The sequence below is a fragment of the Sphingomonas sp. GW821-FHT10F11 genome (genome assembly GCF_058809095.1).
In genome coordinates, this window is sequence record NZ_JBXASH010000001.1 from 801656 (window position 1) to 817973 (window position 16318).

Here is a 16318-nt window from a genome sequence, read left to right on the forward strand (position 1 = left end):
ATGGGAAAGCGATGCCCGCGAGGGCGCGCCGATCAATGCCCTTCGAACGCCACCAGCGAACGAACGGCGATCCCGTCCTCGCGCAACGCCTCGGCGCCGCCAAGCTCGGGCAGATCGACAAGGAACCCGGCTTGGGTCACCACGGCCCCGGCCTTGCGCAGCAGGCGGACGGCAGCACGCGCAGTACCACCGGTGGCGATCAGGTCGTCGACCAGCAGCACGGTCGCGCCGGGCGCGCAGGCATCGGCGTGCATCGCAATCCGGTCGGTGCCATATTCAAGCGCATAATCTTCGGCGATCGTCGCGCCGGGCAGCTTGCCGTCCTTGCGGATCAGCAGCACGCCGGCGTTCAGCGGCGCGGCCAGCGCGGCGGCGAAGATGAACCCCCTCGCCTCGATCCCGGCAACCAGGTCGACCTTGCCCTCGACCGAGGCCGCCATCCGCTCGATGGCGAGGGCGAACCCCCGCGCATCGAGCAGCAATGTCGTGATGTCCCGGAACATGATCCCCGGCTTCGGAAAGTCGGGGATCGTCCGGATCAGTGCCCTGAGATCGTCATTGGCGCCAGGCGCGCCAATGTCGGAGCCTTCAGCCTCAGTGCTTAACGTTGCGCCAAACATTCTGATACGCTCCCCACGCAAGGAAGACGAAGATCAGCAGGAAGATGATCACCGGCCAGCCATAGGAATGGCGCGCCGTCAGGTTCGGCTCGGCGGTCCACACCAGGAACGCGGAAACGTCCTTCGCCATCTGGTCGACGGTCGGCTTGGTGCCGTCGAGATAGGTCACCTGGCCCTCGCTGGTCAGCGGCGGCGGCATGGCGATGTTCATCGTCGCGAAATAGGGATTCGCGTGCAGGCCCTCGGGCGTCTTCACGTCCGGGAATTCCTTGAGCATCTCGGCCGACTGCGGCTCATAACCCGTCAGGAGCGAATAGACATAGGCCGGGCCGTCATGGCGCGCCTTGGTCATCAGCGACAGGTCGGGCGGGTTCGCGTTGTTGTTCGCGGCCCGCGCGGCGATCTCGTTCGCGAAGGGCGACGGGAAATGATCCGACGGCACGTTCTTGCGGGTCGCCGGCTCGCCGGTCTCCGGATTGATCGAAGGCTGCTCGATCACCCACTGGTTGGCGATCGCCTTCACCTGGGCTTCGCTATAGCCGATCTTCTGCAGGTCGCGGAACGAGACGTGATGCAGCGAATGGCAGGCCGAGCAGACTTCCTTGAACACCTGGAAGCCGCGCTGCAGCTGGCGGTTGTCGAACTTGCCGAACACGCCGTTGGATTCGAGTTCGAGCTCCTTCGGGTGCTTGTGCCATTCGGTCGTCTCGATCGACGCCGCCGCCGGATCGGTGATCTGGCCCTGGACGGTCCAGAAGAGAGCCCAGCCGAGCACGACGACGAACGCCGCACCGACCAGCATTGCAAGATTGCGGACCATTGTACCTATTGCCCCTTATTCGGCCGCGAGCGCGGGCTGGCCACCATGCTTCGCCAGCACCGCCTCGGTGATCGAGTTTGGCAACGGCGTGGGGCGTTCCGCCCGCGAGATGATCGGCAGGATGATCAGGAAATGCGCGAAATAATAGGCCGCGCAGATCTGGCTGAGGATGACGTAGAGCGGAGTCGCGGGCGAACCGCCGCACCAGCCCAGGATCAGGACGTCGACCACCAGGATCCAGAAGAAGGTCCGGTAGGTCGGCCGGTAATTGGCCGAGCGTACCGGCGAGCTGTCGAGCCAGGGAAGGAAGAACAGCAGCAGGATCGACCCGAACATCGCCAGCACGCCCCACAGCTTCGCCGGGAGGATGAAGTCCGAGGTGAAGGCCCGCAGGATCGCGTAGAACGGCCAGAAATACCATTCGGGCACGATATGCGCCGGCGTGGAGAGCGAGTTGGCCGGGATGTAATTGTCCGGATGGCCGAGATAGTTCGGCGCCAGGAAGATCAGCACCGCGAACAGCACCAGGAACACGCCGAGGCCGACGCCGTCCTTGGCGGTGTAATAGGGGTGGAACGGCACCGTATCCTGCTCGCCCTTCACCTCGACGCCGGTCGGGTTGCTCGAACCCGGAATGTGCAGCGCCCAGATATGCAGGATGATGACGCCCGCGATCACGAACGGCAGCAGGTAATGGAGCGAGAAGAAGCGGTTCAGCGCCGCCTGGTCGGGCGCGAAGCCGCCGAGCAGCCAGACGCGGATATAGTCGCCGACCACGGGTATCGCCGAGAAGAAGCCGGTGATCACCTGCGCGCCCCAGAAGCTCATCTGACCCCAGGGAAGCACATAGCCCATGAAGGCGGTCGCCATCATCAGCAGGAAGATGACCACGCCGAGCAGCCAGACCATCTCTCGCGGTGCCTTGTAGGAACCGTAATAGAGGCCGCGGAAGATGTGGATATAGACGACGATGAAGAACATCGCGGCGCCGTTGGCGTGCGCGTAGCGCAGGAGCCAGCCGCCGTTCACGTCGCGCATGATGTGCTCGACCGAGTTGAACGCGCCGTCGGCCGTCGCGCCATAATGCATGGCGAGCACGATGCCGGTGATGATCTGGATGCCGAGCGCGGCACCGGCGAGAACGCCGAAGTTCCAGAAATAATTGAGGTTGCGCGGCACCGGATAGCCGGCGCCGACCGCGTTATAGACGAGGCGCGGGAGAGGCAGCCGTTCGTCGACCCACTTCATCAGCGGGTTGGTGGGTGCGTAATGCTTGGCCCAGGGAAAGCTCATGATGCGTACCTCAACCGACCGTTACGGTGGTGGCAGAATTGAAGGTGTAGTCGGGCACCGCGAGATTCTTCGGGGCCGGGCCTTTGCGGATGCGCGCTGCGGTGTCGTAGGCCGAACCGTGGCATGGGCAGAAATAGCCGCCGAACGGCCCGCGATTCTCGCCTTCGCCCGCACCCAGCGGCACGCAGCCAAGATGGGTGCACACGCCAAGTGTGATCAGCCAGTTGGCGTGCCCCGCCTTGGTACGCTGCTCCAGCGTCTCCGGGTCGCGCAGCTCGCTCAGCGGGACCGCATCGGCCTCGGCAATCTCCTTCGGCGTCAGGTTGCGCACGAACAGCGGCTGCTTGCGGAACGAGGTCTTGATCGCCTGGCCGGGCTGAATCTTCGACAGATCGATCTCGGTGGTCGACTGGGCGAGCACGTCGGCCGACGGGTTCATCTGGTTGAGCAGGGGCAGCACGGTGATGGCACCGCCGACGCCGATCCAGGCCACAGCCGCGATATTGATGAAATCGCGGCGGCGGGGATCCTCCACCTCCTCATGGAACGGTGCCGGGTCTTCCCCAGGCGGTACGGCGGTATCAACAATTGCCATTCACTTGCCCTTGCACTTCAGGTCGCGGCGACGTTCGGAGAAGCGCGTTGCGATTGGTCCGCGCACGCCCGCCGATCCTCCGTCCCCACGGAGGCTGGCGGCCTGATAGACGCGGGCGGCACGCTTTGCCAACTGCATTTTCGAACACTTTTCCCGTCCGATCTCCGTTCCCTCGCGCGGCGCCCGAAAATGCCGCGCACAATGCCGCATTTCCCCCGCTCATGCCGTGAGTATCGACCACGGAAGCAAGGGGCGTGATCGATGTCAGGGTGAGGATCTCGATAAAAGGGCGGCCTGAACGCCCATGTCGCGACTGCCCGACCCCATCCGGACGTTCCACCAGCCTGGTGGAGCGGCGGAGGGACCTCTCCTTCGACGCAATGCAAGGAGAAAACCATGTCACTTCATCATGTTGGTCACGCAGTCCATGTGGTACGCGAAGGCATCAAGGAAGGCGGCGTCAAGGGTACGGCGATGGCTGCCGCCGGTACCGCGCTCGGTGTGGCGGCGGCGGTCGGCACCATCGGGCTTGCGCTTACGCCGCTCGGATGGGCGACGGCGGCCGGTATCGGTGCCGCGGCGGTCGCGAGCAGGAAGCGCTGAGGCGAAGTCGAAGGGGGGAGCAAGCACCGCGCCTGTTCCCCTCCCGATTGTCCGGCTTGTCGATCGGAAGCGGCACTTCTATCGCACAGCATCATGCGCCTGGCCCTTTACCAGCCCGACATCGCCGGGAATGTCGGCACGATCCTCCGGCTTTCCGCCTGTCTCGAGGTCGGGGTTGACCTGATCGAACCGATGGGATTCGCCTGGGGAGATCGCGCGCTGGCCCGGGCAGGCATGGACTATCTCGATACCGCCCAGGTGGTCCGCCATGTCGACTGGGCAGCGTTCGAGGCACAGGTAGCGGGCCGTATGGTCCTGCTGACGACACGCGGCGGCGTACGCATCGACGAGGCTGTGTTCCAGGCGGACGATGTCCTCCTTCTCGGCAGTGAGAGCGCGGGCGTGCCGCCGGACGTCCATGCGCGCGCCGATCTGGCCGTCCGCATTCCGCTGGCATCGGACAGAAGATCGCTGAACGTCGCCGTCGCCGCGGGAATCGCGCTGGGCGAGGCGCTACGACAGACCAAAGGCTGGCCGGTCGACTGACCCAGCGCCAAACATGTTGTGTTCCCGCGAAGGCGGGAACCCAGGCTGGGCTCCCGCCTTCGCGGGAGCACAACATGTGAGGTCGATTCAACTGTTGTCGGGCTCGTCCTAGGACAATCCGTCTTCTCGACTTCAACCGAATCCATCGGCAAAGGCTGGCGCATGGAACTCGACTCCGAACAATCCACCGCCCGTACCTGGTTCGAAAGCCTGCGCGACCAGATCTGCGCCGAATTCGAATCGATCGAGCGCGAGGCCGGATCGGACGCTCGGTTCGACTATATCGCCTGGGACCGCACCGATCCCTCGCGCGAGCCGGGCGGCGGCGGCGTGCGCGGTGTGATGAAGGGCAAGGTGTTCGAGAAGGTCGGCGTCAACGTCTCGACCGTCGGCGGCACCTTCGAGGGCGATTTCGCCAAGTCGATCCACGGCGCCGGCGAGGATCCGCGATTCTTCGCGACCGGCATCAGCCTGGTCGCGCATATGGCCAATCCGCAGGTGCCGGCGGTGCATATGAACACGCGGTTCCTGGTCACGACGAAGCGCTGGTTCGGCGGTGGCGCGGACCTGAACCCGCCATTGCCCCGCCCCGAGGATACCGAGGATTTCCATGCGACGCTGAAGGCAGCGTGCGATGCGCACGATCCGGCCCATTATCCGCGCTTCAGGAAATGGGCCGACGATTATTTCTATATCCCGCACCGCCAGGTGCACCGCGGCGTCGGCGGCATCTTCTACGATCACCTCGAAGGCGATTTCGCGGCGAATTTCGCCTTCACCCAGGATGTCGGGCGCGCCTTTCTCGACGCTTTCCCGCGAATCGTGCGGCGGCGGATGGGCGAGCCGTTCACCGATGCCGATCTCGCCACGCAACGCGCCTGGCGCGGGCGCTATGCCGAATTCAACCTGGTCTATGACCGCGGCACGCTGTTCGGGCTCAAGACCGGCGGCAATATCGACGCGATCCTGATGAGCCTGCCGCCGGTCGCCACATGGGACTGACGCCGGTCTCGCCGAACGAGGTGGCGACGATCGTCACCACGCTCGAGATGCGGCAGCGGCCACCGCTGCGACCGATGCCGGCCTCGCGCCTGCACCTCGTCGCCTGGCCGACACCATCGCCCGACAAATATCGCACGCTGTTCAAGCGAATCGGTGCGCCTTGGCTATGGTTCTCCCGATTGGCGATGGACGAGGCGGCCCTGACCCGGATCATCCATGACCCGGCTATTGCGATCTTCGCGGCGGTCGATCCTGCCGGCGTCGAGGTCGGCATGCTCGAACTGGACTTCCGAGCCCAGCGCGAGTGTGAAATCTCCTATTTCGGCCTGATTCCCGAGCTGGCGGGTCAGGGCCATGGCCGCTGGCTGATGGCCGAGGCGCTGGCACGCGGCTGGACCAGGGGGATCGAGCGGGTGTGGGTGCATACCTGCACGCTCGACCATCCCTCGGCGCTCGGTTTCTACCGGGCGTCGGGCTTCACCGCGATGTCGCGGACGATCGAAACCTTTCCCGATCCGCGCGCGACCGGTCTGCTCCCGCCCGAGGCGGCGCCTCAGGTCCCCCGGCTGGACGTCAGCCGCCGGTAGAGCGCGACCTGGACCAGGATCCCGCCGAGCACGCCGATCGTAGCGCCCGCCGCCGACCCGATATCGAGCAGCGCGGCGACCACCGGATTGGCCATGGGGGCGCCGTCGAGCGTCCCGCCGATCGCCTCGAACGGCCAGGAGAGCAGGTTGCCGGCCAGCAGCGACATGCAGCCGAACCCGGCCAGGATCAGGCCGTGGCCGCGGGTAAGCGCCAAGCTGCGCGACATGGAGCCCAGCGCGCCATAAGGCTGGTCGGCCACCGCCACCGGTGTCGCCAGCAACAACCGCCCCTGAGCGTAGAAACCCGGTAGATAGAAGAGCATCAGGCCGAAATAGACGGGTATCGCGACGAGGATGCTGAGCAGCAGGAGGCGCGGAAAGAGACGCAGGGCGCGCACCAGCCCTCGTCCGACATCCGGGCGTTCCGGATCGAGGTACAGGGTGAAGACCGCCACGATACCGAACAACGATACCAGCGCGAGCAGGACGACCAGCAGGCTGTACTGGTTGGACCAGGATTCCATGGCATCCAGCCACGCCTTGAGCGTCGCCTGATCGAGCGTGGCGGGCGTCTTCGGCGGCAAGGCGACGAACAGCTTCATCGCCAGCTCGGGCACGAACAGGAAGAAACCCGCCACGCCGATCAGCAAGTCGCGATCGCGCTTCCACAGCCGCCAGGCGTCACCGAAGACGCCGTTCACATCGAGGGTCATAGCGAGTCGACGATCGCCTCGCGCGCATCGCGCACCGCCAGATAGAGTCGCCCGATGAACGCGGAGGCGAGCACGCTGAATATGGTGGCGATGAGGCTGACCACGACCGCGGTCAGCACGGTGCCGATCGTGACCGGGCCGTCGCTCCATCCGATCAGCCTGAAGATCGACCCGAAGACCAGATTGGCGGCCAGCACCGAGACGCCCCACACGATCACGTACAGGATCATCACGCCGACGATCTTCAACGTGATGGGGCGGGTAAGCCTGAACGAGCGCGCAAGGGCGCCGAACCAGCGCCCCTCCATCAGCAGGACCGGCGTGATCAGCGCCAGGCGCGCGCCGAGCCAGATCAGGATGACCGCCAGGAAGAGGCAATAGAGCAGCAGGAATCCGCCCACGCCCGAGGGAAGCTCCGCCGCGCCCGCGCCGCCGTTCATGGCCGCCTCGAAATCGAACCCGGCAAGGCCGAGCGCGACCGGGATCGGCAGCATGGGAATGAACAGGCCGATCAGCAGGACCAGCATCAGGCCGATCACCGGAACGAGCCGCTTGCTGGCGAGCGCGGTCGCGGCGCTCTTGCCCGAACCTGGGTCGAGCACCAGCGCGGTGATGGCGAGCTGCCCCCAGAGCGAGACGATCATCAGCACGAGGGAAAGGGCCTGCACCGTCATCGCGGTCGCGCCGGGCTGGGCGGTCAGCGGCTGAAGGCTTGACGACAGGGCGGACGGAAGGAAGATCGCAAAAAAGGCGATCGGGGCGATCGCGGAGAGATTGTCGCTCAAGAATTCGGTCGCGCGATCCCAGACCGTTCCCATGCTTACCATATGCGTCACGTCCTCCCGTGGCGCATCAGCGCCGCCGCCCTGTTAGCGCAGCTTCCCGCGGCACGCCAATGCTTGCGCAAGACGCGCGACTGGCGCAATCGGGCCCGCGTGACTGCCCTTCCCGACGAGATCGAATGGCGCGTCGAACCGGCGCCTGTGCCCTATGACGAGGCGATCGCCGTGATGGAGGCGCGCGCGGCGGCCGTGGCCGCTGGCGAGGCGCGCGAGTTGATCTGGCTGCTGGAACATCCGCCCGTCTATACCGGCGGCACAAGCGCGGACCCAGCCGAATTGCTCGACCCGCGCTTTCCCGTCGTCCAGACCGGACGCGGCGGCCGTTACACCTATCACGGGCCCGGCCAGCGGATCGGCTATCTCGTCCTCGATCTCAACCGGCGCGGGCGCGACGTGCGGCATTTCGTCCACAGCCTGGAAGGGTGGCTTATCGCGGCGCTGGCGGAGATCGGCATCGCGGCGTTCCGCGCGCCCGGCCGGATCGGCATCTGGACCGATATGCCCTCCCCCTTCGGCGGCGCGGCCGAGGCCAAGATCGGCGCGATCGGCGTTCGGGTACGGCGCTGGACCACGCTCCACGGCTTCTCGGTCAACCTCTCGCCCGACCTGTCGCACTTTGGCGGGATCGTCCCGTGCGGGCTGCCGGATTATCCGGTCACCAGCGCGGCGGCGCTCGGCAAGCCGTCGGATTTTGCAACTTTTGACGCCGCGCTGGCGTTGGCGTGTTCCGCGTTCCTCCAAACTCTTTCTTCTGGCCGATAAAACGAGGCTTGAGGGGCGCTCGATATCAGACTAATGTCCACCACGGTTTGGGTATTAAGGGTCTCGAGACCATCCAAATCCACTATCTAGGGAGCTTTCCAATGCGTGCATTCATTTCCAAGGTCGTTACCGGTTCGATGATCGCCGGCGCGGCGCTGATGGTTTCGGCGTGCGGCCCGAAGACCGAGACGACCACGACCAACGACACCACCATCACCGAGATGGGCAACGACACCACGATCTCCGACAACATGACCACCGTCGACAGCACCTCGATGGACGGCAACATGATGGGCAACGACACCGCGGTCGTCACCAACGAGACCTCGACGACGACCACGAACGTCCAGTAATCGCCCGCCAGGGTTTGATTATTCGGGGGCCGTCCGGGAAACCGGGCGGCCCCTTTCGATTCAACCCGCGCCAGAAATCGCTACGAAGGAAAAGGCTTGGGTTGGGAATCGAAAAGCCTTAACCACGCCGCATAATGTGCCTGAATACTGTACCTGAGAGGATGACGAGGCGATCATGAAGCTGTTGCGTATCCTTTGTTCGTCCGTCGTCGCGATCGGCGCCTTTGCCGCTGCCCCCGCTTCGGCGCAATTCTTCCTGGTCGAGAAGGACATGTCCGGGGTGGCCGTGCGCGGCCATGAGACGGGCCTTGGCCAGGAATTACCCGGCGCGACCGAGGCCGAACAGCGCGCGGCGCTGGTGTGGAACATGCGTGCCGCGCTCAATGTGGCGGCGCTGCAATGCCAGTTCGAGCCGACCCTGATGACCCAGGCCAATTACAACGTGATCCTGATGAATCACGCTGACGAGCTGAAAAAATCCTACGACACGCTGACCAAATATTTCACGCGCACCGGCAAGACGGTGAAGGCCGGCCAGACCGCGCTCGACCAGTTCGGCACCCGCACCTATTCCAGCTTCACCACCGTTTCCGCGCAATATGGCTTTTGCCAGACGGCCGCCCGGATCGCCCGTGACGCGATCTTCGCACCGCGCGGCTCCTTCTACACGATTGCCGAGGGCCGCACGCGCGAGCTGCGCAACAGCCTGATCCCGACCGGCGAGCAGCGCTTTCCGCGCGGCATCCTGTTCACACGCCAGGCAGGCACCCTGCCCCGTTTCGACGAGATGTGCTGGGACAAGAAGGGCTATTGGATCGCCAAGAAGTGCGGCGCCTTCCAGTTGAGTTCCATCAACTAGGTCCTAGCGCAACCCCAACGCCTTGTGCGCCTGCAGGGTCAGGCGCCAATGCGGCCGGGCGAGCACGAAATCGATCGCTGCGGCCTGGTTCGCGGCGAGCCGGGCATCGTCCATCGGCTGGACCAGGAAATGGGTGAAGTCCCAGCCCTCGATCGCCGCGACATCGGTGCCCGCCTGCGGCCAGACCAGCTTCAGCTCATCGCCTGACCGTTGCACGACCGCACTGCCCGCCTTGGGGCTGATGCAGACCCAGTCGATGCCCGGATGCGCGGCAATGGTGCCGTTGCTCTCGATCGCGATGGTGAAGCCGGCCGCATGGAGCGCATCGACCAGCGCATCGTCGACCTGCAGCATCGGCTCGCCGCCGGTGAGCACGACGAAGCGCTCCGCTCTGCCCTCGCCCCAATGCTCCACGACCGCCGCCGCCAGCGCGCCCGCGTCCGCGAACTTGCCCCCGCCCGCCCCATCGGTACCGACGAACTCGGTGTCGCAGAAGCGACATACCGCGGTCGCGCGGTCCTGCTCGCGCCCCGACCAGAGGTTGCAGCCGGCAAAGCGCACGAATACCGCGCGACGCCCGGCGTTCACGCCCTCGCCCTGCAGGGTGAGGAACATCTCCTTGACCGCATAGCTCATCGTCAGGGTCTCAGTAGAATTCGGCGTAGCGGGTAGGATCGGGGACGCCGGCTTCCTCGAAACCCTTGGCGCGCAGCCGGCAGCTGTCGCACAGCCCGCAGTGCACCCCGCCGGGCGCCGGATCGTAGCAGGACCAGCTGATCCCGGCGTCCAGCCCGAGCCGGGCCGCCTCGCGCACGATATCCGCCTTGGTCATGTGCTGGAGCGGCGCATGGATGCGGAACGGCTGCCCTTCCACCCCGGCCTTGGTGGCGACTTCGGCGAGCTTCTCGAACTCGGCGATGAATTCGGGGCGGCAATCGGGATAGCCCGAATAATCCAGCGCGTTGACGCCGATATACAGGTCGCGCGCGCCCGCCGCCTCGGCCCAGCCCAGCGCCAGGCTGAGGAAGATCGTGTTGCGCGCCGGGACATAGGTGACCGGGATACCCTCCTCCACGCCGGTCTTGGGCACGGCGATGTCGGAGGTGAGCGCCGAGCCGCCGAATTCGGAGAGATCGAGCGGCAGGACGATGTGGCGCTCCACCCCAAGCAGCTTCGCGATGCGCCGCGCCGCGGCGAGTTCGAGCCGATGGCGCTGGTTATAGTCGACCGACAGGGCGAGCAGGCGATGCCCGTCCTCGCGGGCGCGCGCCGCCGCCACCATCGAATCCAGACCGCCCGACACCAGGGCGACCGCCAGGGTCGTTGAGCTTGTCATGATGCGGCGAGAGTTAGGGCCTGCATCGCGGCTCCGCAATCCCGCGCCGACCTCCCACAAAAAACGGGCCGCCCTGAAGCGACCCAGTGATGCCCCTCAGGGCCTATTAGGGAGAAAACCGTGCCCACGAATGACACCCGCCCTAGATAGCAGGATGCGGTAACCAACGCGTTAATGCGCGGCCATTGCCTTGGGCACGCAGGCGCCGGTGCGGCGAGCCTCATAGTCCAGGTCGAAGGGCGCACCGCTGGCGATGCCCTGGGTCTGCAAATGCAGCAGGCGCGGCGTTTCCAATGTCAGCGAGGTGCGGCCATGGCCGGCACCCGGGCAAGTATAATGGACCGTCGCGCTGCCCGGCGTATCAGCAATGACGAAGCGCGAACATTGCGCGCCGAGATGGCCGATCTGCAGCAATATCGCGGGATCGGACACACAGAGCGAGCGCGGAGCCGCAGTCGATCCGGCTTCGCGGAGCTGCCACTGGCCGGCCTCAATTTGCCCAAGCACTGCGAGCTGCGGCGCGCGCGCGGGGGCGGCCGTGCCAAGGCCCGCCGCAAGGAGCAGGCCGGCCAATGCGCGCCGCGCGATACGCTGAACATCGATCATCTAGAACCTCGCTCGCCACAGGTGCCCCCTGCAGGGCATCAAGCCAGCGACCCTGATCACTGTCTGCCGCAGTTGCGAACGAGATTCAACACCGTTCAGGCAGCGTAATGATCGGTCACGGGCACCGGAAACTTCCGCGCGCAAAAGGCGCAATCGACTATGATCATGCCGTTCTCGTCCGCCATAGAGCGTTGTTCTTCAGGTGGAAATTTCGACAGGACCGAGGCGATATAGTCGGGCGAGCAGCGGCAGCCGCGGACCAACGCTGCGTCGGCCTGCAGGCGGACCTCGTCCTCCTCGTTGAACAATCGCCATACCAAGGCGTCGAGCGGGATCGACGAATCGGCGAGTTCGTCGACGCCCATGGTCTGACCGAGCACCGCCACATGCTCCCATTCGGGATGGTCAAGCCTCGTATGGATGCGGTCGCGCCCATCCTCGCCCTCGGGCAGATGCTGCAGGAACAGGCCGCCCGCGACATGGTGGCCATCCGCCCCGCGCGCGATACCCACACGGACCAGCGTCGGGATCTGCTCCGACTGGACGAAATAATTCTGCGCGGCCTCGGCGAGCGTGGCGCCGTCAAGCGGCACGATGCCCTGGTACCGCTCCTTCGTCGCCGCCTGATCGAAGGTGATGGCGAGATAGCCCTGACCGAACAGGGCGAACAGCGTGGGATCCTGCGGCCCCTCCGCGAGGCGTTCCTCGTCGAACTGGACATAGCCGCGCAGTTCGCCGCCACGATAATCGCAGACGAGCAGCTTCACGACCCCGCCATCGGTCTGGGCCTGGAGGGTGAGCTGGCCGCCCGCGTCCTTGAGAGTCGAGCCGATCAACGCGGCGAGCGTCAGCGCCTCGGCGAGCAGCGCCTCGATCGCGGGGGGATAGGCATGAGCGGCCAGGATCTCGTCGAGCACTGGGCCCAGGCGCACGATCCGGCCGCGCGCATGGCGTGCGGGGATGGTGAAGCCGAGCGCGCGATCCAGGTCCCGGGATTCTGTCTGAGTCATTCCACACCGTTCGGACTGAGCTTGTCGAAGCCCCGCTCTTTCTTCGGCGAAGAAAGAACGGCCCCTCGACTGGCTCGGGGCGAACGGGATTCCATCAAGCGGAAGATAGGTGCGCCGGTGCGCCGATCAACCAATCTGGCCGAAGCACCAGCGCAGGACGGACTTCTGGGCGTGGAGACGGTTCTCCGCTTCCTCCCAGATCAATGATTGCGGGCCGTCGATCACTGCGGAGACGACCTCCTCCTCGCGGTGCGCGGGCAGACAATGGAGGAACTTCGCTTCCGGCTTGGCCATGCCCATCAGCGCCTCGGTGACCTGATAGGGCATCATCGCCGCGAGCTTGGTCTCGGCGTGTAGCTGGCCCATCGAGATCCAGGTGTCGGTGACGACGACATCGGCGCCCTCGACCGCCTCGCGTGGATCGCCCACGACGCGGGCGCGGCCAGCCGCGCGGGCAATGACGTCCTCCTCGGGCTGGAAGCCCTGCGGGCAGGCCGCCGTGACGTCGAAGTGCAGCAGCGTCGCGGCTTCGATGAAGGAGGTCAGCACATTGTTGCCGTCGCCCAGCCAGGCGACCTTGAGCCCGGGCAGCGACTTGCCGCTTTCGACGATCGTCAGCAAGTCGGCAACGAGCTGGCAGGGATGCGACCAGTCGGTCAGGCCGTTGATGACCGGCACGCTGGCATGGGCGGCCATCTCCTCGACCTTGGCATGATCGTCGGTGCGGATCATGATCGCGTCGCAATAGCCCGACAGCACGCGTGCCGTATCAGCCACCGTCTCGCCGCGGCCGAGTTGCATCGTACCGGCATCCATCACGATCGAGCTGCCGCCAAGCTGTCGGATCGACATGTCGAACGACACGCGGGTGCGGGTGGAGTTCTTCTCGAACACCATCGCCAGCGTGTGGCCGGCGAGCGGGGCGTCGGCATCCGCCCTGCCCTTCGGCCAGGCGGCGCGCGCCGCCTTGCGATCGATCGCGTCAGCCAGCATCGCGGCGATGCCGTCAGCACCTGCGTCCGACAGGTCGAGGAAGTGGCGGATCGCCACGCTAGTCGTCCGAAGCGGGCACATAGACCCGCGCGGCCTCGGAAAGCTTCTCGATGCACTCGGCGATATGGCTTTCGTCGATCACCAGCGGCGGCAGGATGCGCACGACATTCTCGCCCGCCGCCACCGTCAGCAGGCCGTGATTGTCGCGGCAATGCGCGACGAAGCGGCGGCTGTCGGACTTGAGCTTGATGCCGAGCATCAGGCCCTTGCCGCGCACGCTGTCGAACAGATGATCATGGTTGGGGATCATCTGCTCCAGGCCCTGGCGCAGCCGGTCGCCCATCTTGGTGACGTTTTCGAGGAAGCCCGGCTCCTGCAGGACATCGAGGATCGCCTCGCCCGCTGCCATCGCCAGCGGGTTGCCGCCATAGGTCGAACCATGGGTCCCGATGACCATGCCCTTGGCCGCTTCCTCGGTCGCAAGGCACGCGCCGAGCGGGAAGCCGCCGCCGATGCCCTTGGCCACCGACACGATATCCGGCGTCACGCCGTAATGCTCATGCGCGAGGAAGGTGCCCGTGCGGCCATAGCCGGCCTGGACCTCGTCGAGCACCAGCAGCAGTCCGTGCTCGTCGCACGCCTTGCGCAGGCCCTGGAGGAACTCGTCGGTCGCGACACGGATGCCACCCTCGCCCTGGATCGGTTCGACCAGGAAGCCGGCGGTGTTGTCGTCGATCAACGCCAGCGCACCTGCGAGATCGTTGAACTTCGCATAAGCGAAGCCCGGCAGCAGCGGTTCGAACCCATCCCGCATCTTCGGCTGGTTGGTGGCGCTGATCGCCCCCAAAGTACGGCCATGGAACGCGGTGTCGAAGGTGATCAGCGTGTGACGCTGCGGGTTGCCATTGGCATAATGATAGCGCCGCGCGGCCTTGATCGCGCATTCGACCGCTTCGGCACCCGAATTGGTGAAGAACACGGTGTCGGCAAAGGTCGCGTCGACCAGCCGCTGCGCGAGATGCTCGCCCTGCGGGCTGCCGTACAGGTTCGACACGTGCATCAGGGTCGCGGCCTGATCTGCGATCGCCTTGACCAGTTTCGGATGGCCGTGGCCGAGCGCGTTGACCGCGATGCCGCTGGCGAAATCGAGATAGCGTTCGCCCTGCTCCCCGATCAGGTAGCAGCCCTCGCCTCGCACCGGCCGCACCCCGCAGCGGGGATAGACGGGCATGAGTGGGGTGATGGGCACCGCAGGTCTCCTCAATAGAAAAGGGCGGCCCAGCCGGGCCGCCCGGAGCGGGTGTTTACGAGGGAGGGGCCACCTGCGTCAATATTGCAGGCAGAGCGCCCCCGATACCATCAATCGCCGGTCAGAATCCGGTCGACGAGCTGCTTTACCGTCGGCACGAAGCCGTTCGAGTAGAACGGGTCCTTCTTGAAATTATAGGCGCCGTGCCCGGCGAACATCAGGTTCTGTTCGATCGGCCCGCCATGGGCGATGTCCTGCAGCGTCTTCTGGATGCAGAAGCTGCGCGGATCGGCAAGGCGGCCGGTCGAGTTGGTCTCGCTGTCGGCCCAGGACGAGAAGGCGCACTGGCTGAGGCAGCCCATGCAATCGGCCTGATCCTTGCGGATCACGCCCTTTTCCTCGGGCGTGACAAAGACGAGTGTGTTGTCCGGGGTCTTGAGCGCGTCGGTGAAGCCTTCGCCGAACCACTGCCGCGCGCGCAGCAGATCATTGCGGGTCACCCAGAAATTCTTGCCCTTCACGCCCACGTCGAGCTGGAAGACATGGTCGCCGGCTTCCTGGGTGGAGAAGGCGATCTGACGCTCTGATCGCGCCTCGAGCGCGCGCAGGAAGGGATTACGCACCGCGCTGGAATAGAAGCCGGTCGGTGAAAAGCGGTGAAGCAGGACCTCGCCTTCCTCGATATCGGTGAGCTTGGCTTTCCAGCCTTCCGGGATCGGGCTTTCCTGGGTCAGCAACGGGCGCGTGCCGAACTGGAAGGCGATGCTGCCGAGCTCAGGATTGTCGATCCAGTTGTTCCAGTCGCGCAGATACCAGACGCCGCCGGCCATGATGATCGGCACATCGTCCGAAATGCCGCCCTCCCGCATCGTCTCGCGCAGCGCCTTGACGCGGGGATAGGGATCCTCGGGCTTCAGCGGGTCCTCGGCATTGGACAGGCCGTTATGGCCGCCGGCGAGCCAGGGATCCTCGTAGACCACCGCGGCGAGCCAGTCGGCCGCCTTGGAATAGGCCCGCTTCCACAAGGCGCGGAACGCACGGCCGGAGCTGATGATCGGCAGGTAGTTGACGTTGTAGGACGCAGCAATCTCGGACAGCTTGTACGGCATGCCGGCACCGCAGGTGACTCCAGCGACCATGCCGCGGGTCCGTTCAAGCACGCCGTGCAGGATGCGCTGGGCACCGCCCATTTCCCACAACACGTTGATGTTGATCGCGCCCTTGCCGCCGGCGATGTCGAACGCGCGCTTGACCTGCTGCACGGCGCCCTCGATCGCATAGTCGATCAATTCCTCGTGCCGCTCGCGGCGATTGAGCGCGCGGTAGACCTGCGGAATGATCTTGCCTTCGGGGTCGTAGCTGTCGGCGTTCACGGCGGACACGGTGCCGATTCCGCCGGCTGCCGCCCATGCACCCGCTGATGCGTGGTTGGTCGCGGCAACGCCTTTTCCACCCTCCACCAGCGGCCAGACTTCCTGACCGTTATAGATGATGGGCTTCAGACCTTTGAACACACGACCTCCAATCTT

General features: G+C 65.5%; 21 protein-coding genes. 7 read left to right on the forward strand and 14 right to left on the reverse strand.

The window, feature by feature from the left end; translation table 11 throughout:
- Positions 1-32: 32 nt before the first annotated feature.
- Genes AC1RT8_RS03900 through AC1RT8_RS03920 form a run of 5 tightly spaced genes read right to left on the reverse strand, consistent with a single transcriptional unit; the run spans position 33 to position 3466 of the window.
- Complete coding sequence (locus tag AC1RT8_RS03900; protein ID WP_493074266.1) at positions 33-620, reverse strand: adenine phosphoribosyltransferase; 588 nt, start codon at positions 618-620, stop codon at positions 33-35.
- Entirely contained in the window at positions 595-1440 is an 846-nt protein-coding gene (locus AC1RT8_RS03905; protein WP_493074267.1) for a cytochrome c1, read from the reverse strand. Before AC1RT8_RS03905 ends, AC1RT8_RS03900 begins: the two co-directional genes overlap by 26 nt.
- Before the next feature lie 15 nt (positions 1441-1455).
- Positions 1456-2733, reverse strand: a complete 1278-nt coding sequence (locus tag AC1RT8_RS03910) for a cytochrome b (protein WP_493074268.1) — start codon at positions 2731-2733, stop codon at positions 1456-1458.
- Positions 2734-2743: 10 nt separating this feature from the next.
- Complete coding sequence (petA, locus tag AC1RT8_RS03915; RefSeq protein WP_493074269.1) at positions 2744-3328, reverse strand: ubiquinol-cytochrome c reductase iron-sulfur subunit; 585 nt, start codon at positions 3326-3328, stop codon at positions 2744-2746.
- On the reverse strand, positions 3329-3466 hold the full coding sequence (locus AC1RT8_RS03920) for a hypothetical protein (RefSeq protein WP_493074270.1): 138 nt from the start codon (positions 3464-3466) through the stop codon (positions 3329-3331).
- A 258-nt stretch (positions 3467-3724) separates the two neighbouring features.
- Here AC1RT8_RS03920 and AC1RT8_RS03925 point away from each other — a divergent pair, with 258 nt between their 5' ends.
- The 4 genes from AC1RT8_RS03925 (at position 3725) to AC1RT8_RS03940 (ending at position 6066) form a co-directional block, all read left to right on the forward strand.
- Complete coding sequence (locus tag AC1RT8_RS03925; RefSeq protein ID WP_493074271.1) at positions 3725-3931, forward strand: hypothetical protein; 207 nt, start codon at positions 3725-3727, stop codon at positions 3929-3931.
- A 93-nt stretch (positions 3932-4024) separates the two neighbouring features.
- Positions 4025-4477: a tRNA (cytidine(34)-2'-O)-methyltransferase gene (locus AC1RT8_RS03930; RefSeq protein ID WP_493074272.1), complete on the forward strand. Its 453-nt coding sequence runs from the start codon at positions 4025-4027 to the stop codon at positions 4475-4477.
- 162 nt (positions 4478-4639) lie between these two features.
- Positions 4640-5479, forward strand: a complete 840-nt coding sequence (hemF, locus tag AC1RT8_RS03935; protein ID WP_493074273.1) for an oxygen-dependent coproporphyrinogen oxidase — start codon at positions 4640-4642, stop codon at positions 5477-5479.
- The gene (locus tag AC1RT8_RS03940) at positions 5470-6066 is read left to right on the forward strand and encodes a GNAT family N-acetyltransferase (RefSeq protein WP_493074274.1); all 597 of its coding nucleotides are present in this window, start codon (positions 5470-5472) and stop codon (positions 6064-6066) included. Before hemF ends, AC1RT8_RS03940 begins: the two co-directional genes overlap by 10 nt.
- Here the strand turns inward: AC1RT8_RS03940 and AC1RT8_RS03945 are convergent.
- Together AC1RT8_RS03945 and AC1RT8_RS03950 are read right to left on the reverse strand one after the other, a co-directional pair.
- Complete coding sequence (locus AC1RT8_RS03945) at positions 6033-6779, reverse strand: hypothetical protein (protein ID WP_493074275.1); 747 nt, start codon at positions 6777-6779, stop codon at positions 6033-6035. The genes AC1RT8_RS03940 and AC1RT8_RS03945 overlap by 34 nt on opposite strands.
- Positions 6776-7606, reverse strand: a complete 831-nt coding sequence (locus AC1RT8_RS03950) for a hypothetical protein (protein WP_493074276.1) — start codon at positions 7604-7606, stop codon at positions 6776-6778. Before AC1RT8_RS03950 ends, AC1RT8_RS03945 begins: the two co-directional genes overlap by 4 nt.
- A 108-nt stretch (positions 7607-7714) precedes the next feature.
- On the opposite strand from AC1RT8_RS03950, the gene lipB reads away from it, so the two are divergent.
- The 3 genes from lipB to AC1RT8_RS03965 all read left to right on the forward strand — a co-directional run bounded on the left by lipB (position 7715) and on the right by AC1RT8_RS03965 (position 9595).
- On the forward strand, positions 7715-8383 hold the full coding sequence (gene lipB, locus AC1RT8_RS03955) for a lipoyl(octanoyl) transferase LipB (protein ID WP_493074277.1): 669 nt from the start codon (positions 7715-7717) through the stop codon (positions 8381-8383).
- A 101-nt stretch (positions 8384-8484) separates the two neighbouring features.
- Entirely contained in the window at positions 8485-8736 is a 252-nt protein-coding gene (locus tag AC1RT8_RS03960; protein WP_493074278.1) for a hypothetical protein, read from the forward strand.
- A gap of 175 nt (positions 8737-8911) precedes the next feature.
- The gene (locus tag AC1RT8_RS03965) at positions 8912-9595 is read left to right on the forward strand and encodes a hypothetical protein (protein ID WP_493074279.1); all 684 of its coding nucleotides are present in this window, start codon (positions 8912-8914) and stop codon (positions 9593-9595) included.
- A gap of 3 nt (positions 9596-9598) precedes the next feature.
- On the opposite strand, the gene queE is transcribed toward AC1RT8_RS03965, so the two are convergent.
- The 7 genes from queE to AC1RT8_RS04000 form a co-directional block, all read right to left on the reverse strand.
- Positions 9599-10231 carry a 7-carboxy-7-deazaguanine synthase gene (gene queE / locus AC1RT8_RS03970; protein ID WP_493074280.1) on the reverse strand — a complete coding sequence of 211 codons (633 nt, stop codon included), beginning with the start codon at positions 10229-10231 and terminating at the stop codon, positions 9599-9601.
- 10 nt (positions 10232-10241) lie between these two features.
- Positions 10242-10931, reverse strand: a complete 690-nt coding sequence (gene queC / locus AC1RT8_RS03975) for a 7-cyano-7-deazaguanine synthase QueC (RefSeq protein ID WP_493074281.1) — start codon at positions 10929-10931, stop codon at positions 10242-10244.
- Between the two features lie 171 nt (positions 10932-11102).
- Positions 11103-11537, reverse strand: coding sequence for a DUF3617 domain-containing protein (locus AC1RT8_RS03980; protein WP_493074282.1), 435 nt, complete (start codon positions 11535-11537; stop codon positions 11103-11105).
- A gap of 95 nt (positions 11538-11632) precedes the next feature.
- Positions 11633-12547, reverse strand: a complete 915-nt coding sequence (hslO, locus tag AC1RT8_RS03985; protein WP_493074283.1) for an Hsp33 family molecular chaperone HslO — start codon at positions 12545-12547, stop codon at positions 11633-11635.
- A 126-nt stretch (positions 12548-12673) separates the two neighbouring features.
- Complete coding sequence (argF, locus tag AC1RT8_RS03990; protein WP_493074675.1) at positions 12674-13591, reverse strand: ornithine carbamoyltransferase; 918 nt, start codon at positions 13589-13591, stop codon at positions 12674-12676.
- Between the two features lie 7 nt (positions 13592-13598).
- Positions 13599-14771, reverse strand: a complete 1173-nt coding sequence (locus AC1RT8_RS03995; RefSeq protein ID WP_493074676.1) for an aspartate aminotransferase family protein — start codon at positions 14769-14771, stop codon at positions 13599-13601.
- Between the two features lie 128 nt (positions 14772-14899).
- Entirely contained in the window at positions 14900-16303 is a 1404-nt protein-coding gene (locus tag AC1RT8_RS04000) for an NAD(P)H-dependent flavin oxidoreductase (RefSeq protein ID WP_493074284.1), read from the reverse strand.
- Between the last annotated feature and the right edge of the window lie 15 nt (positions 16304-16318).

Bases quoted from the DNA above. Each gene is read 5' to 3' on its own strand.
- AC1RT8_RS03920 (WP_493074270.1), bottom strand. From the start codon at position 3,466: ATGCAGTTGGCAAAGCGTGCCGCCCGCGTCTATCAGGCCGCCAGCCTC.
- AC1RT8_RS03960 (WP_493074278.1), top strand. From the start codon at position 8,485: ATGCGTGCATTCATTTCCAAGGTCGTTACCGGTTCGATGATCGCCGGC.
- AC1RT8_RS03965 (WP_493074279.1), top strand. From the start codon at position 8,912: ATGAAGCTGTTGCGTATCCTTTGTTCGTCCGTCGTCGCGATCGGCGCC.
- AC1RT8_RS03995 (WP_493074676.1), bottom strand. From the start codon at position 14,771: ATGCCCGTCTATCCCCGCTGCGGGGTGCGGCCGGTGCGAGGCGAGGGC.
- queC (WP_493074281.1), bottom strand. From the start codon at position 10,931: ATGACAAGCTCAACGACCCTGGCGGTCGCCCTGGTGTCGGGCGGTCTG.
- AC1RT8_RS03945 (WP_493074275.1), bottom strand. From the start codon at position 6,779: ATGACCCTCGATGTGAACGGCGTCTTCGGTGACGCCTGGCGGCTGTGG.
- AC1RT8_RS03925 (WP_493074271.1), top strand. From the start codon at position 3,725: ATGTCACTTCATCATGTTGGTCACGCAGTCCATGTGGTACGCGAAGGC.
- AC1RT8_RS03940 (WP_493074274.1), top strand. From the start codon at position 5,470: ATGGGACTGACGCCGGTCTCGCCGAACGAGGTGGCGACGATCGTCACC.
- AC1RT8_RS03910 (WP_493074268.1), bottom strand. From the start codon at position 2,733: ATGAGCTTTCCCTGGGCCAAGCATTACGCACCCACCAACCCGCTGATG.
- queE (WP_493074280.1), bottom strand. From the start codon at position 10,231: ATGAGCTATGCGGTCAAGGAGATGTTCCTCACCCTGCAGGGCGAGGGC.
- hslO (WP_493074283.1), bottom strand. From the start codon at position 12,547: ATGACTCAGACAGAATCCCGGGACCTGGATCGCGCGCTCGGCTTCACC.
- petA (WP_493074269.1), bottom strand. From the start codon at position 3,328: ATGGCAATTGTTGATACCGCCGTACCGCCTGGGGAAGACCCGGCACCG.
- AC1RT8_RS03905 (WP_493074267.1), bottom strand. From the start codon at position 1,440: ATGGTCCGCAATCTTGCAATGCTGGTCGGTGCGGCGTTCGTCGTCGTG.
- AC1RT8_RS03980 (WP_493074282.1), bottom strand. From the start codon at position 11,537: ATGATCGATGTTCAGCGTATCGCGCGGCGCGCATTGGCCGGCCTGCTC.
- AC1RT8_RS03930 (WP_493074272.1), top strand. From the start codon at position 4,025: ATGCGCCTGGCCCTTTACCAGCCCGACATCGCCGGGAATGTCGGCACG.
- AC1RT8_RS03950 (WP_493074276.1), bottom strand. From the start codon at position 7,606: ATGGTAAGCATGGGAACGGTCTGGGATCGCGCGACCGAATTCTTGAGC.
- AC1RT8_RS03900 (WP_493074266.1), bottom strand. From the start codon at position 620: ATGTTTGGCGCAACGTTAAGCACTGAGGCTGAAGGCTCCGACATTGGC.
- hemF (WP_493074273.1), top strand. From the start codon at position 4,640: ATGGAACTCGACTCCGAACAATCCACCGCCCGTACCTGGTTCGAAAGC.